The sequence below is a fragment of the Serratia sp. X10 genome (assembly GCF_017811775.1).
Taxonomy (GTDB): Bacteria; Pseudomonadota; Gammaproteobacteria; order Enterobacterales; family Enterobacteriaceae; genus Serratia; species Serratia ureilytica.
The window spans coordinates 135,580-149,117 of the sequence record NZ_JAEIOH010000002.1 but is presented as its reverse complement, the minus strand read 5'-3'; the positions used below and the strand labels follow the sequence as shown (position 1 = coordinate 149,117).

The window sequence follows — 13,538 nt, the reverse complement described above, 5'->3', positions numbered from 1 at the left end:
CGCGAATGACTATCGGCAATCCTGACATTACGCAGGGTTTTGGCCGGTTTTGCGCGCTGTTCTCTGCGCCCATTCTATGTTAGCGCACCCGCCGTTCGCTCGCGACAAGAGACCCTAATCACAGACTGGAAACTTTTCCGTCCGCTGAAAGGTAAATGAAAGGTTGTTGTTTTAACAATCCTGCAACCGCACCCGGCGGGATTCAAAACCAGAACAATACCGAGGGCAAGTCACAATGAAAAAAATAATGACCCGTACCTTTACCGCCGCCGCCCTGCTGCTGGCGGCCAATCAGGCCTTTGCCGTGGAAGCGCCCAAACGCACTGAGTGCATCGCACCAGCCAAACCCGGCGGCGGCTTCGATCTGACCTGCAAACTGATTCAGGTATCACTGCAGGACACCAAGGCCATTGATAAACCGATGCGCGTCACCTATATGCCCGGCGGCGTCGGCGCGGTGGCCTACAACGCCATCGTCGCGCAGCGCCCGGCGGAGTTCGGCACCGTGGTGGCCTTCTCCGGCGGTTCGCTGCTCAACCTGGCCCAGGGCAAGTTCGGCCGCTACAACGTGGACGACGTGAAATGGCTGGCGGCGGTCGGTACCGACTACGGCATGATCGCGGTGCGCGCCGACTCGCCTTACAAAACCTTGAAAGACTTGATGGACGCTTTCCAAAAAGATCCCAACAGCGTGGTGTTCGGCGCCGGCGCCTCGATCGGCAGCCAGGACTGGATGAAAACCGCGCTGCTGGCGCGCGAAGTCGGCGTGGATCCGCGCAAGATGCGCTACGTGGCGTTCGAAGGCGGCGGCGAGCCGGTGACCGCACTGCTGGGCAACCACATCCAGGCGGTATCCGGCGATCTGAGCGAAATGGTGCCTTACCTGCAGGGCGACAAGATCCGCGTGCTGGCGGTGTATGCCGAGCAACGCCTGCCGGGCCAGTTGGCCGACATTCCCACCGCCAAAGAGCAGGGATACAGCTTGGTGTGGCCGATCATTCGCGGCTTCTACGTCGGGCCGAAAGTCAGCGATGAGGAGTATCAGTGGTGGATCGACACCTTCCAGAAAATGATGGCGACCGAGGAATTCAAGCAGCAGCGCGATCTGCGCGGCCTGTTCGAGTTCAACCTGACAGGCAAAGAGCTAGACGCCTACGTGAAGAATCAGGTTACCCAATACCGTGAGCAGGCGAAAGTGTTCGGCCTGGCCAAATAACCGCAGGGGAAAACCATGAGCGATCGTATTTTTGCCGGCTTTTGGCTGCTGCTGTGTATCGGCGGGCTGTTCATCGGCTGGGGCATTCAAAGCGAATACAGCTATGAACCGCTGGGACCACGCCCGTTCCCGCTGGCGATCCTCAGCCTTATGGCGCTGTGCGCGGCCCTGTTGTTGCTGCGCCGCCCACAGGCGGTGGAGTGGCCGCACCACAAAGTGCTGCAGCGGCTGCTGGTGCTAGTGATCACCCTGGTGCTGTATGCCTGGGGGTTTGAATGGCTCGGTTTCCCGCTGGCGACCGCGCTGCTGACGTTCAGCATCGGCCTGCTGTTTCAGGCCAGTCTGCCGGCGGCGGCCATCTCCGGCGTCATCATGGGCGCAGCGTTGTACTACGCCTTTGACCAACTTCTCGATGTCACACTGCCGCTCGGCGCCTGGCTGAGCTAACGGGAGCGATGATGGATACCTGGATGTATTTGACCCAAGGGTTCGAAGTGGCGCTGGTGCCGCAGAACCTGATTATCGCCCTGATTGGCTGCTTCGTCGGCACCATCGTCGGCCTGTTGCCGGGGCTGGGGCCGATCAACGGCGTGGCGATCCTGCTGCCTCTGGCGTTCGCCCTCAAACTGCCGGCCGAATCGGCGCTGATCCTGCTGGCGACGGTGTATATCGGCTGCGAGTACGGCGGGCGCATCTCGTCGATTCTGCTCAACGTGCCGGGCGATGCGGCGGCGATCATGACCGCGCTGGACGGCTACCCGATGGCGCAGCAGGGGCGCGCCGGCGTGGCGCTGTCCATCTCGGCGGTCAGCTCGTTCGTCGGCTCGATGATCGCCATCGGCGGCATCATTCTGTTCGCGCCGCTGCTGGCCCGCTGGTCGCTGGCCTTCGGCCCGGCGGAGTATTTTGCCCTGATGGTGTTCGCCATCGCCTGCCTCGGCAGCATGATGAGCCAAAATCCGCTGAAATCGCTGCTGGCGGCGCTGATCGGCCTGGGGCTGGCGACGGTGGGCGTCGACGCCAACACCGGCGTTTACCGCTTTACCTTCGACAGCGTGCACCTCTCCGACGGCGTGCAGTTTATCGTGGTGGTGATCGGCCTGTTCTCGGTCAGTGAAATTCTGCTGATGCTGGAAAGCACCAGCGCCGGGCAAAAGCTGGTGCGTAAAACCGGCCGGTTGCTGTTCAACCGCAAAGAGGCGGCGCAGTGCGCCGGCCCGACCCTGCGTTCGTCGGTGATCGGCTTCTTCGTCGGCATTCTGCCGGGCGCCGGCGCTACTATCGCCAGCGCGCTGACCTACATGACCGAGAAGAAAATCAGCGGCAACAGCGACACCTTCGGCAAAGGCGACATCCGCGGCGTCGCGGCGCCGGAAGCGGCCAACAACGCCTCGGCCTGCGGTTCGTTCATTCCGATGCTGACGTTGGGGGTGCCGGGATCCGGCACCACGGCGGTGATGATGGGGGCGCTGACGCTGTATAACATCACCCCCGGTCCGGCGATGTTTACCGAACAACCGGATATCGTCTGGGGGCTGATCGCCGCGCTGCTGATCGCTAACGTCATCTTGCTGATCATGAACCTGCCGCTGGTTGGCCTGTTCACCCGCATGCTGACCATCCCGCTGTGGTTCCTGGTGCCGGCGATCGCCGCGGTTTCCGCGGTGGGGGTTTATGCGGTACACAGCACCACCTTCGACCTGCTGTTGATGGTCGGGTTGGGAGTGTTCGGCTATATCCTGCGGAAAATGCACTTCCCGATGTCGCCGCTGATTCTGGGCTTCGTGCTGGGTGAGATGCTGGAGCAGAACCTGCGCCGCGCGCTGTCGATCAGCAACGGCGAATTCGGCATCCTGTGGAGCAGCAGCATCGCGCAAACGCTGCTGGTGCTGGCCGTCGCGGTGCTGGCGCTGCCGCCGCTGCTGCGCCTGATGCGCAAACGCCGCCATCCGGCGATCGAGGCCAAGGCCGAGTAACGCGAAACGGGCGGGAATTTCCCGCCCGTTGTGTTTAACGGCCCAGGGCCGCCATTCCCCTTTCCAACGCATCGATATCGTCATCGGCAAGCAACGGCTGGATCGCCGCGAAGTCCGCCTCAGGCAACTCATAGATGCGCAAGGCGAGCAAGCGCGCGATGACTTCCGGCGCGAATCGCCAACGGATAAACCTCGCCGGATTGCCGCCGACGATGGCATAAGGTTCAACATCGCCGGTCACCACGCTGCCGGCGGCGACGATCGCCCCTTCGCCTATCGATACCCCTGGCATCAACATCGCCCGCATGCCAATCCAGCAACCGTCACCCAGCCGGGTATCGCCTTTGGGGCGGTACGCCTGTTTGATGGTTGCCATAAACGGGTACAGGCTCAACCAGTCGATGCGATGGGTGTGATTGCCCCCCATCAGGATCACCGCTTCGGCCGCGATGCAGACATAGTCGCCGATCAGCAGGCGATCTATTTCGCCCAGCGGCTGCCATTGCCGGCTGACCGCGTCGCCGTGCAGATAGCGCACCACCGAGCGTTCGAAACCGTTATCCCAGCAGTCGCTGTAGTAGCTGTGGGTGCCTTTGACGATAATATTCGGGTTGGTCACCGTCTGATGCAGCAGTTCGGTGTTGGACCAGTGTTTTTCGGACATGGCGTATTCTCTTGTTACGGGAATAAAAGCCACGGAACGGAATGTCTGTGGCCGTGTTGTCGTTCACTCAACACGGCCCATCAAGCGATAAGCGCTCGTTTCAATCTCGGGTTATTCATGATTACCGCCTCTCTTGCGAGGCGAAATGGTAACCGATCACGCCTCGGCGGTCTTGCTTTTCAACAGCAGCACCCCACCCATGACCAACGCGCTGCCCAGCAGCTGCAGCTGATTCATGTTTTCCCCCAGCAGGAAATAGGCGATCACCGCGGTGAAAACCAGCTCCAACGACAGGATCAGGTTGGCTACGGCCAGCGGCAGCGTTTTCAGGCTGATGTTATACAACCCGAAGCCCAACAGCGTCGGCCCGGCGGCCAGCGCCAGCAGCAACAGCCAGCCGCTCCACTGAATGCCCTGCGCGCCGTGCGACAGGAACCACAGATCGCCGGCCATGCCGTGGAACGCCGCCAGCGGGAACGCCGTCAGCGCCGCATTGAACACCAGCTGATACAGCGCCGAAAAACCGAAAACGTACAAAATGGTGTTCCACACCGGATAGCCCCGTTCGCTGGCCACCCGCCCGCCGAGGGTATACAGGGTATAGCCGATGCCCGACAGCATCCCCACCAGCAGCCCCAACAAGTCGAAGTGCTGATTGCCCATGCTGTCGCCGTTGCTGACCAGGAAACAACCGCCCAGGCTGATGGCGATCACCAGCAGCTGGCGCAGCGTCAGGCGTTCGCTGTACATCACCCAGCCGAGGAACACGGTAAAGCCCACCGAACAGTAGGTCAGAATGGTCGCCACCGATGCGCCGTTCAGCGCCACCGACAGCGTCCACAGGCTGTTGAACAGCGCCAGCAGCAGCCCGTAAAGCGCGTAGAACAATACCTGTTCACGGCGCAGGCGCGCCCACTGCGGTTTCACCACCAACAGCAGCGGCAACAGCACCAGCGCCACCAGCGCCGCGCGCCAGAACGCCAGCACGAAGGTCGGCATGTGATAGTATTCGGTCAGCGCTCGGATGATGATGGCGGTAAAGGCCAGCAGCATGGCGCTGATAATGGCGATGACGTAACCCTGGCGGCTGCCCTGCAAGAGACGCGCGCCGGGCAACAAAGGCCGGGCGGAAACGCCTGACGGTAATGACATGAGATCCTCGGGAAAATGGCGACATAAATGCTCAGGCGCACAGTGTAACGCGGCCATTTTTTCTCACTATAGCCACTTTTCGGCCTTGTCATGCAGGCCACTTTTCTGCGCTTGAAGCCCTGTTGACATGGGGTATAGTAAAAAGCTCTCTCCCTAACCGGGCCAATTTCGCATGCACATTCCGTTAGATCGCGAGCAGGACGTTCCGCTCTATTTACAGATCGAAGAAGCGCTGCGGCGCGCCATCCTCACCGGCGTGTTCGTGGATGGCGACAAGCTGCCCTCGACGCGCACGCTGGCGGCCGAATTGGCGGTCAGCCGTTTGACGGTGGATAACGCCTATGCCGAACTGGCGGCCAAGGGCTTTTTGCACCAGCGACGCGGCAGCGGCGCCTATGTTGCGCACCCGCAGACGCAAACGCGCCCGGCCCGGCCGACCAGCGATGCCCCCTTCCCGCTGGAGAGCTTCACCACCCTCACCTCGCGGCTGGACGGCTATGCCGACGCCCCGCTGCCGGAGGGGCTGATCAACTTCGCCGCCGGCGTCGGCAGCCCTAAGGTGTTCCCACTGGAGGCATTTCGCAAAGTGCTGCTGTCGGTGCTCAGCCGCCACGCGGAAGAGGCCTTCAGCTACGGCGAATACTGCGGCTACTACCCGCTGCGCGATACGCTGAGCCGCATCCTCAGCGCACAGGGCATCCCCACGCAGGCGGAACAGGTGCTGATCACCAACGGCTCGCAGCATGCCATCAGCCTGGTGGTGCAAAGCCTGCTGGCGCCGGGCGATACGGTGATCGTCGAAGAACCGACCTACGCCGAAGCGCTGGGCCTGCTGCGCCAGCACCGCATCAATATCGTTACCGTGCCCGGCGATCGCTACGGCATGCTGGTCGAACGATTGCCCGAGTTGCTGGAACGCCACCGCCCCAAATTGATCTACACCATCCCCAACTTCCACAACCCGACCGGCCGTTGCCTGAGCGAAGCTCGCCGGCGGCGCCTGCTGGCGATCGCCCAACGGGCCGGCGTGGTGATCCTGGAGGACGATTTCGTCGGCGATCTGCGTTACCAGGGCAAACAGCTGCCGTCGCTGCGTGCGCTGGCGCAGCCGGGCGCGGTGATCTACGTCAGCACCTTCTCCAAAATGCTGCTGCCCAGCATGCGCATCGGCTATCTGGTGGCGGACAGCGAGCACTATCAGCGCTTCGCGCGGCGCAAGCACGTTGACAGCTTCACCAGTTCCAGCCTGATCCAGCGGGCGCTGGACGCGTTTGTCACCGTCGGCCGTTACGACAAGCAGCTGCGGCGCGCCGGGCGCGTCTATCGCCTGCATCTGGAAGTGATGATCGACGCGTTGCAGCGGCGGTTGCCGCCGGGGTGCCGTTTCGAAACGCCGCAAGGCGGCTTGTTTATCTGGCTGACGCTGCCGGAGGCGGTGACTACCACCGAGCTGATGCCGGTGGCCTGGCGGCACGGCGTCACTTTCGCGCGCGGCGAATGCTTTTATGCCCAGGAACAGCTGGGCGCGCACAGTCTGCGGCTAAACTTCGCCGCCAACTCGCCGCCGCAGATTGAAGAAGGCATCGCCCGGCTGGGCCGGGCGATTGAGGAAGTGATAGCAGAGAAAAACGCCGGTTAGACGGCGGCCCACCACAGCCGCAGCTTCATTCCCCAGTAGCTGGTCCAGCCGGTGGTGCTCTGCACCACCTTGCCCTGCGAGACCACCACGAAGGTCGGCGTCACGCCAATCCGCCACTGCGCCGACAGCGCGCCGGCCGGATCGTTGACCACCGGCAGCGCCAGCCGTTTGCGCGCCAGCCACTGTTTCACCTGGGTATCGTCGCCCGATCGCAGCGCGACGGTCAGCACGTTGCCGCCCGCCGCCTGCAAACGGGCGACGTCCGGCGTGGTGAAACGACAAACGCCGCACCAGCTGGCCCAGAAGTAAACCAGCAGCGGCCGCTCATGACTGAGCTGCGCCAACGACACGCGCTCGCCGTCCAACGTGGTCAGCGTCTGGGCATCGAAGGCCGGCGGCGCCTGCGGCGCGTTCAGCCAATCCATCACCGTGATCACCGCCAGTGCGATCAGCGCCAGCAGCAGCAACTCGCGCCCCCAGCGCTTGAGCTTAGCCATGGTTGGCCTTCGCCAGCTGCTGCTTCACCATCGTTTCCAGCTCTTCATAGGACACCGCCCCTGGCAGCATCCGATCGCCGATCAGCGTCGCCGGCGTCCCTTGTACGCCCAGTTGTTCCGCCAACGCCATATTGGTGCGCAGCGTGGTCATGCTCTGTTCGCTCGGCGCCACCGCCTTGACGCCGGTTTTCTCCTGCGCGGCGGCGATGCTGGCGTTGTCGTGGAAGCCCTTTTTCGCCATCAACCGCTGATGCAAGGCCCAGAATTGCTCCGGGTGCTGCTGCCAGGTGGTGAGCGCCACGCGCGCCGAACTGACCGAACTTTCGCCCTTGAACGGCAACAGCTTCACCACCAGCGCCACATCCGGGTATTGCTTGACGATTTTCTCCAGCATCGGATCAAACCGCTTGCAGTACGGGCAGTTATAGTCGGTAAAGGTCACCAGCGTCAGTTTGGCGTTGGCGGCGCCCAGGCGCGGGCTGGCCGGATCCTGATACAGCGTTTTGGCATTCTGCTTGATAGCCTGGCTGATTTGCTGGCCTGCGGTTTGCTGCTGCCAGGCATCCACCGCCTGCGCCAGAATGTCCGGGTTGGACACCAGCGTTTCGCGGATCATCTCTTTGATACGCGCCTCTTGCGCCGGGGTGAAAGGCTCGGCGGCCCACACCGGGGCGGCGATGATCATCAGTAAAATCAGTAGCTTTTTCATTGTTCGGTTCCTTTGGCATGGGAAAGCGTTTGCAGCACGGCGTCACGGGTCAACAGCGGGGATAACACCTCGCCGTCCGGGCTGCCGGGGCCATAGATTTGGTTGAAAGGCACGGCGACGCTGCCGCGCTTTTGCAGGAAGGCGCTGATGTCGGCCGACGGGCGGCTCCAGTCGCCGCGCAGCGCGACCACGTCATCAGCGCTCAACGCCCGCTGTACGTCATCGCGCAGCAGCACATTGAATTTGTTGGCTTTACAGGTCACGCACCAGTCAGCGGTCACGTCGACGAACACCCGTTTATGTTGCGCCAGCGCCTCGGCGATCGCCTGTTCGCTCAGCGGTTGCCACTGAACCCGATCCTGCAACGGCTGGCACCACAGACCGGCGGTCAGCGAACCGGCCAGCAAGGCCACACCCGCCAGCACCACAGTGCCCGCCGCCAGCTTGACCGCCAAGCGCGCCCCCTGCTGACGCCACACCGCCAGCAGCAACGCCAGCAGCGCCAGCGCCCCCAGCCACAGCGTGGCCTGCATGCCGATATGATTGCTCAGCAGGCTCAGCAGCCACAGCGACGACGCCAGCATCAACAACCCCATCGCCAGCTTGACGGTATTCATCCAGCGGCCGGGGCGCGGCAAGCGCAGCGCCAGCGAAGGCCAGGCGGCGATCAGCAACCACGGCAGACTCATGCCGATGCCGAGCGCGATGAACATGCCCCACAGCACCGGCAGCGACGCCGCCAGCGCGAAGGCCACCGCCGTGCCGAGAAACGGCGCCGAGCACGGCGTCGCCAGCAGCGTGGCGAAGGCGCCCTGCCAGAAATGGCCGCTCAGGCCGTGCCCGTTATGGGTGGCCAGCGACGTGTTCAGATCGGACGAGAGGCGCAGATGAAACAGGCCAAACAGGTTGGCGCTGAACAGCAGCGTCACCAGCACCATAAAGCCGATAAACCACGGATTCTGGAACTGAATGCCCCAGCCGAGCGCGTGGTTGCCGAGCCGCAGCAGCGTCATTAGCAAGGCCAACGCCATAAACGAGGCGACAATACCCAGCGACGACGCCAGGAACTGCAGCCGTATGCTGCGCCGATCGCGCCGCTCCACCTGCAGGATGGAACCGAGCTTGATGCCCAACACCGGCAGGACGCACGGCATCAGATTGAGGATCACCCCGCCCGCCAGCGCCATCAATACCGCCTGCCATAACGGGAACGCCGCACCGGCGGGCGCAGCCAGCGGCTCGCCAATCGGCAGCGTAATCTGCTGCGCCATGCCGCCGTCGTCGATCACCAGCGTCAGCGTTTTTCCGCGCAGATCCGGTGCCGCCTCTCCCCAGCCATCGCTGACCGGGACTCGCGCCAGCAACCGATCGCCGTCGGTTTCAACCTGCGGCTTGCCGAGATCGGCATCCGCCAGCGTATCGAAGAACAGCGCGGGCCGCTGCCAACCGGCGGCGCGTTCGGCGGCAATCTGCAGCTCGCCGCTGCGATACCCGGCCTTGACGTTCTCCGTCAACCCGGCGGCGATCGGCACCTGTCCCATCGCCTGCGCGAAGTCGTGGTTAAACTGCGGATCGTTCGGCGCCGTCAGATCCAGGCTGAACGGGTAGTCGGTCAGAATGCAGACATTGCTGCAGGTGGACAACGTCAGAGTGCCCGCCAACGGGCCGGATACCGGGCCTGGCATCACGATCGGCAGCGTGACCCGATCGTGATAGCCCTGGGTGGAAATGCCGGCCACCTCGAAACGCTGCGGCGTCGGCCAGTGCCAGGTCGCCGGCGGCGGGTGGCCTTGCCAGACGATAGCCGGCGCGATGCCGCCTTCGCCCGGGGAACGCCAGTAGGTTTTCCAGCCTTTTTGCAGCTCGACCGACAGCAGCAGACGGGTCTCTCCCGGCTGTGACGTGTCGGCGCGCAGCCGCACCTTGGCATGATCGTTGGCCGGATTTTGCAACCAGCCGCTGTCCGCCGCCTGCAAGGCGGGCAGCCACAGCATAAACAGGCAAGCGCAGGCCAGCCTGATAATTTTCAACATGTTAATTCTCCATAAATGATTAATTCACCGCGAAAAACGGGCGATTAACTCATTCACGGAAGACGCATAATCGAAGGTGCACCCTGAGGGTGGGCGGAGAAATGGCGCGAGGAGGAGGAATGCGCAGACGCGCGGCAATGCTCGGCGCCAACAGCGCCAGCAGCAGGCCCAGCCCGAACAGCACGGTTTCGAACATTACCGGCGGCGCGGCCAGCAATGATTTGGCGCTCAGTTCACAGGGCGTCGGCTGCGCTTCGGCGGCGTCGCTGGATTGAACGGCGGTAGCGGCCGGGATCCCCAGCGTTTGCTGCAGCGCATGCAGGCCCGCCATGCGCTGGGTCATGCACGTCAGCACCACCAGGCAAGCCAGGCATAAAAACCATTTTGCAATCCGCTGCCGTTTAACCATGCCATCCTCATGTTCAGATCTGGGGTTATCTTAGCGGCGCAGACGCGATTAGCAACGTTTTGTCGGTAAAGAAATGTCTGAGCGGCGGTATTGATGGCGGCGAATTACAGGTATCATAGAGGGTAAGCCTGCGCTTTTCGCCGGGTACGATGACGATTCTCTCCTCCAGACACACTGCGGGGATACACAGCGAAGGACTGGTGATATGCAACCTTTGAGTGGGCCGGGCACCCCAATCGCCGGCGAGCGCCCCCCTTCCCCGGGCAAAACGGCGGCCACTGACGATCAACCCCTCTCTCCGGCGCAGCGCACGACGCTGGAAAAACTGATCGTGAAAATCATGACGCTCAGCCCGGTAAAATCGGCGGAGATCTGGGCGTCTCTGCGTCACGATCTCGGCGCCGACAAAGGCGGCGAACTGCTGGCGCGCCATTTTCAACCGGCGGAACAGCTGCTGCAAACGCGCCTGACGCAGGCGCAGCAAAACCATGCCGGGCGCCAACTGCTGCAACAGCTGGCCGAGTTGCTGCCGCAGGGCAATAATCGCCAGGCGGTCAGTGACTTTATTCGTCAACGGTTCGGCCATACGGTGTTGAGCCAGTTAAGCCCACCACAGCTGCAGCAGGTGCTGAATCTGTTGCAGACCGGCGGCCTGACCATTCCCCAACCGCAGCAAACCGCCACCAGCGATCGCCCGCTGCTGCCCGCAGAGCATCAAAGCCTGCAGCAGCAGGTCACCAAACTCAGCGCCGCGACCGGTGAAGCGCCGGCTAAAATTTGGCAAACGCTGTTCGATCTGGCGGGCGTGAAAACCAACGATCCGCTGCCGGCACGCCACTTCCAGCTGCTGAACCAGTTTTTACAGGTGAAGGTGGCGCTCAGCCCGCAGAACGCGCCAACGCTTAACAACCTGCTGGCGGCGCTCAAACAGCCGGCGGATGAGCAAGAACTGCAGCAGATGAACGACTATTGCCAGACGCGCTTCAACTGCGGCGCCAACGCGCCGCTGACGCATCCGCAAATGAGCGACGCCATTCATCAGCTGTTTGCCCGCCGCCTGGAGAAAGCCGGCCAGGCGCAGCCGATCGCCAGCCCTCCTGTTGAACCGCAGCCGCTGCTCAACCCGCTAATCGCCGCCCTGCCTCTGCCGCTGCAAAAAGCGCTGAGCAAGCCCGCCGTGGCGCTGATCCTGCTGCTGCTGGCGTTGGCCGTCGTGCTGGCGCTGGTGTTTTAACGCCTCAGGCGCAGCCGCAGTCCGCTGCGGCCGCCCGGGAGCGCAGTGACCCCGGCAGTTCGCCGATAGCCAACGGATGGCCGTCGCGCAGCCAGAAATCCAGCCCGCCAATCAACTCCTTCACCCTGAACCCCAACTTCGCCAGCTTGTAGGCGCCTTTGGTGGAACCGTTGCAGCCGATGCCGTCGCAGTAGGTCACATACACCTTTTGGCGATCCAGGTGCGCCGTGCCGGCTTCATCCATCAGGCGATGCGGCAAGCTGAGCGCGCCGGGGATATGCCCGGCGGCGTACAGCGCCTCCGCACGGGTGTCGATCACCACCATCCCGTCCACGCCATTGCGCAAATCTTCCGCCACGTCCCAGGCATCCGCATAGCGGCTCAGCTTGGCCGCCAGATAGGCCAGGCTCTCTTCCGGCGCTGCCGGCGGAAAGGCCAGCACCAAGGATTCTTTCGACATATCACTCACTCCCGTTTTTCAAGACAGATGACAATAGTGCCCGATTTTGGTCTTATGATTGATACCCATTTTTTACTCATGATAAGACCCATTATGCGGCACACGCTGATCACGCTGTTTCAGCAATCGCCCCAGGCCATCGGCACGCTGCGCGAACGTCTGTGTGCGGCATTGCGGCAGGCCATCCACCGCGGCGCATTGAGCGTCGGACAACGGCTGCCCTCCAGCCGAGTGCTGGCTGGGGATCTGAACCTCTCAAGGGTGACCGTCGAAGCCGCCTACGGCCAGTTGGAGGCGGAAGGGTATTTGCAGCGCCGCGTCGGCCAGGGCACATATGTGGCTATCCGCATCGCCAAATCGCCGCCGCCGGCGACCCGCACCGCCATGCCGCGCCTTTCGCGGCGCGGCCAACAGATCGTGCAAACCGGCGGCTGCCGCGATCCGCAGCACCCTCAGGCCTTCGCTGCCGGCTCGCCGGACCTGCGCGCGTTTCCGCTGGCCTTGTGGAAGCAGTTGACCGCGCAACGCTTGCGCCTGCAGGGAGAAAGCCTGCTGCGCTACGGCGATCCGCAAGGCTATCTGCCGCTGCGCGAAGCGATTGCCGCCCACGTCAACCAAACGCGCGGCGTAGTCTGCGATGCGAGCCAGGTTATCGTGCTGACCAGTTCGCAGCAGGCGCTGCAAATGATCGCCACCTTACTGTTGGACAGCGGTGAGGGTGTCTGGATGGAAGAGCCGGGTTACGCCGGGGCGAGAAACGCCTTTATCAGCGCCGGCGCCACGCTGACGCCGGTGGCGGTAGACGGCGACGGCCTGCAAGCAGAACCTTCCTTGCCCGATCCGCGTTTGATTTATCTGACGCCCTCGCACCAATACCCGACCGGCGCGGCGCTCAGCCTGGCGCGCCGCTTGGCGTTGCTGGCGCTGGCGGAGCGGCAACAGGCCTGGATCATCGAGGACGATTACGATAGCGAGTTTCACTACGACGGGCTGCCGATCCCGGCGATGCAAGGCCTGGATCGCCATGGCCGGGTGCTCTATCTCGGCACCTTCTCCAAATCGTTGTTCCCTTCGCTGCGGCTGGCGTACCTGATCGTGCCGCCCGCGCTGGTCGCTCCCTTCGTCACCGCGCGCACGGTCTATGACGGCCACAGCGCGCAATTGATGCAGGCAGTGACCGCCGAGTTCATCCGCCAGGGGCACTTCGCCGCGCATATTCGCTACATGCGCCAGCTCTATCACAGCCGGCGCGATGTGCTGCTGACGGAAGTGCGCGAAAAGCTGAGCCACTTCGCCACGGCCGCTCCCGCCGCCGGCGGCCTGCAGCTCAGCGTTTGGCTGCCGCCCGGCCGGGAGGCGGCACTCAGCCAACAGGCGCGGCGGCTCGGCGTCCTTACGCCCGGGTTAACGGCGCAATACCAAACGGTTCAGGCCCAGCGAGACGGATGGCTGCTGGGTTTTTCGGCCCTGACGCCGGGCGAGATCCGCAGCGCCGTCGAGCGGCTGGCTCGGATCGCCGCGGCTTAGCCCTGCCCCGAAGAGACACCGG

Annotated in this window: 13 protein-coding genes; 6 read left to right on the top strand and 7 right to left on the bottom strand. The window is 63.2% G+C overall.

Annotated elements, in window-relative coordinates; translation table 11 throughout:
* Positions 1 to 235 precede the first annotated feature (235 nt).
* From J9788_RS06200 to J9788_RS06190, 3 genes are read left to right on the top strand one after another with little or no spacing between them, the layout of a single operon-like run.
* Positions 236 to 1,216, top strand: coding sequence for a tripartite tricarboxylate transporter substrate binding protein (locus J9788_RS06200; protein WP_046896306.1), 981 nt, complete (start codon positions 236 to 238; stop codon positions 1,214 to 1,216).
* A gap of 15 nt (positions 1,217 to 1,231) precedes the next feature.
* Complete coding sequence (locus J9788_RS06195) at positions 1,232 to 1,663, top strand: tripartite tricarboxylate transporter TctB family protein (RefSeq protein ID WP_046896305.1); 432 nt, start codon at positions 1,232 to 1,234, stop codon at positions 1,661 to 1,663.
* 11 nt (positions 1,664 to 1,674) lie between these two features.
* The gene (locus J9788_RS06190; protein WP_046896304.1) at positions 1,675 to 3,192 is read left to right on the top strand and encodes a tripartite tricarboxylate transporter permease; all 1,518 of its coding nucleotides are present in this window, start codon (positions 1,675 to 1,677) and stop codon (positions 3,190 to 3,192) included.
* 34 nt (positions 3,193 to 3,226) lie between these two features.
* On the opposite strand, the gene J9788_RS06185 is transcribed toward J9788_RS06190, so the two are convergent.
* Positions 3,227 to 3,856 (bottom strand): CatB-related O-acetyltransferase, encoded by a 630-nt coding sequence (locus tag J9788_RS06185; protein WP_182264105.1) that lies wholly within the window; start codon positions 3,854 to 3,856, stop codon positions 3,227 to 3,229.
* A 156-nt stretch (positions 3,857 to 4,012) separates the two neighbouring features.
* On the bottom strand, positions 4,013 to 5,008 hold the full coding sequence (locus J9788_RS06180; RefSeq protein ID WP_182264104.1) for a DMT family transporter: 996 nt from the start codon (positions 5,006 to 5,008) through the stop codon (positions 4,013 to 4,015).
* 172 nt (positions 5,009 to 5,180) lie between these two features.
* Between J9788_RS06180 and J9788_RS06175 the strand changes: the two genes are divergently transcribed.
* Complete coding sequence (locus J9788_RS06175) at positions 5,181 to 6,647, top strand: PLP-dependent aminotransferase family protein (protein ID WP_182264103.1); 1,467 nt, start codon at positions 5,181 to 5,183, stop codon at positions 6,645 to 6,647.
* On the opposite strand, the gene J9788_RS06170 is transcribed toward J9788_RS06175, so the two are convergent.
* Genes J9788_RS06170 through J9788_RS06155 form a run of 4 tightly spaced genes read right to left on the bottom strand, consistent with a single transcriptional unit; the run spans position 6,644 to position 10,295 of the window.
* Positions 6,644 to 7,144, bottom strand: coding sequence for a protein disulfide oxidoreductase (locus J9788_RS06170; RefSeq protein WP_046896300.1), 501 nt, complete (start codon positions 7,142 to 7,144; stop codon positions 6,644 to 6,646). The genes J9788_RS06175 and J9788_RS06170 overlap by 4 nt on opposite strands.
* A complete protein-coding gene (locus J9788_RS06165) occupies positions 7,137 to 7,853 on the bottom strand; it encodes a DsbA family protein (RefSeq protein ID WP_094141798.1) in 717 nt (238 codons plus the stop codon). Before J9788_RS06165 ends, J9788_RS06170 begins: the two co-directional genes overlap by 8 nt.
* Entirely contained in the window at positions 7,850 to 9,886 is a 2,037-nt protein-coding gene (locus tag J9788_RS06160; RefSeq protein ID WP_182264102.1) for a protein-disulfide reductase DsbD, read from the bottom strand. The genes J9788_RS06165 and J9788_RS06160 overlap by 4 nt, the downstream gene beginning before the upstream one ends.
* A 49-nt stretch (positions 9,887 to 9,935) precedes the next feature.
* The gene (locus tag J9788_RS06155; protein WP_046896297.1) at positions 9,936 to 10,295 is read right to left on the bottom strand and encodes a hypothetical protein; all 360 of its coding nucleotides are present in this window, start codon (positions 10,293 to 10,295) and stop codon (positions 9,936 to 9,938) included.
* Positions 10,296 to 10,500: 205 nt separating this feature from the next.
* On the opposite strand from J9788_RS06155, the gene flk reads away from it, so the two are divergent.
* On the top strand, positions 10,501 to 11,529 hold the full coding sequence (flk, locus tag J9788_RS06150; protein ID WP_046896296.1) for a flagella biosynthesis regulator Flk: 1,029 nt from the start codon (positions 10,501 to 10,503) through the stop codon (positions 11,527 to 11,529).
* Between the two features lie 4 nt (positions 11,530 to 11,533).
* Here the strand turns inward: flk and J9788_RS06145 are convergent, their stop codons facing one another.
* The gene (locus J9788_RS06145; RefSeq protein WP_033643902.1) at positions 11,534 to 11,989 is read right to left on the bottom strand and encodes a rhodanese-like domain-containing protein; all 456 of its coding nucleotides are present in this window, start codon (positions 11,987 to 11,989) and stop codon (positions 11,534 to 11,536) included.
* Positions 11,990 to 12,082: 93 nt separating this feature from the next.
* Here J9788_RS06145 and J9788_RS06140 point away from each other — a divergent pair, with 93 nt between their 5' ends.
* A complete protein-coding gene (locus J9788_RS06140; protein WP_182264101.1) occupies positions 12,083 to 13,516 on the top strand; it encodes a PLP-dependent aminotransferase family protein in 1,434 nt (477 codons plus the stop codon).
* Positions 13,517 to 13,538: the final 22 nt, after the last annotated feature.

Coding starts and splice junctions, on each gene's coding strand:
- J9788_RS06200 (WP_046896306.1), top strand. CDS start 236: ATGAAAAAAATAATGACCCGTACCTTTACCGCCGCCGCCCTGCTGCTG.
- flk (WP_046896296.1), top strand. CDS start 10,501: ATGCAACCTTTGAGTGGGCCGGGCACCCCAATCGCCGGCGAGCGCCCC.
- J9788_RS06175 (WP_182264103.1), top strand. CDS start 5,181: ATGCACATTCCGTTAGATCGCGAGCAGGACGTTCCGCTCTATTTACAG.
- J9788_RS06195 (WP_046896305.1), top strand. CDS start 1,232: ATGAGCGATCGTATTTTTGCCGGCTTTTGGCTGCTGCTGTGTATCGGC.
- J9788_RS06180 (WP_182264104.1), bottom strand. CDS start 5,008: ATGTCATTACCGTCAGGCGTTTCCGCCCGGCCTTTGTTGCCCGGCGCG.
- J9788_RS06190 (WP_046896304.1), top strand. CDS start 1,675: ATGGATACCTGGATGTATTTGACCCAAGGGTTCGAAGTGGCGCTGGTG.
- J9788_RS06160 (WP_182264102.1), bottom strand. CDS start 9,886: ATGTTGAAAATTATCAGGCTGGCCTGCGCTTGCCTGTTTATGCTGTGG.
- J9788_RS06170 (WP_046896300.1), bottom strand. CDS start 7,144: ATGGCTAAGCTCAAGCGCTGGGGGCGCGAGTTGCTGCTGCTGGCGCTG.
- J9788_RS06155 (WP_046896297.1), bottom strand. CDS start 10,295: ATGGTTAAACGGCAGCGGATTGCAAAATGGTTTTTATGCCTGGCTTGC.
- J9788_RS06140 (WP_182264101.1), top strand. CDS start 12,083: ATGCGGCACACGCTGATCACGCTGTTTCAGCAATCGCCCCAGGCCATC.
- J9788_RS06185 (WP_182264105.1), bottom strand. CDS start 3,856: ATGTCCGAAAAACACTGGTCCAACACCGAACTGCTGCATCAGACGGTG.
- J9788_RS06165 (WP_094141798.1), bottom strand. CDS start 7,853: ATGAAAAAGCTACTGATTTTACTGATGATCATCGCCGCCCCGGTGTGG.
- J9788_RS06145 (WP_033643902.1), bottom strand. CDS start 11,989: ATGTCGAAAGAATCCTTGGTGCTGGCCTTTCCGCCGGCAGCGCCGGAA.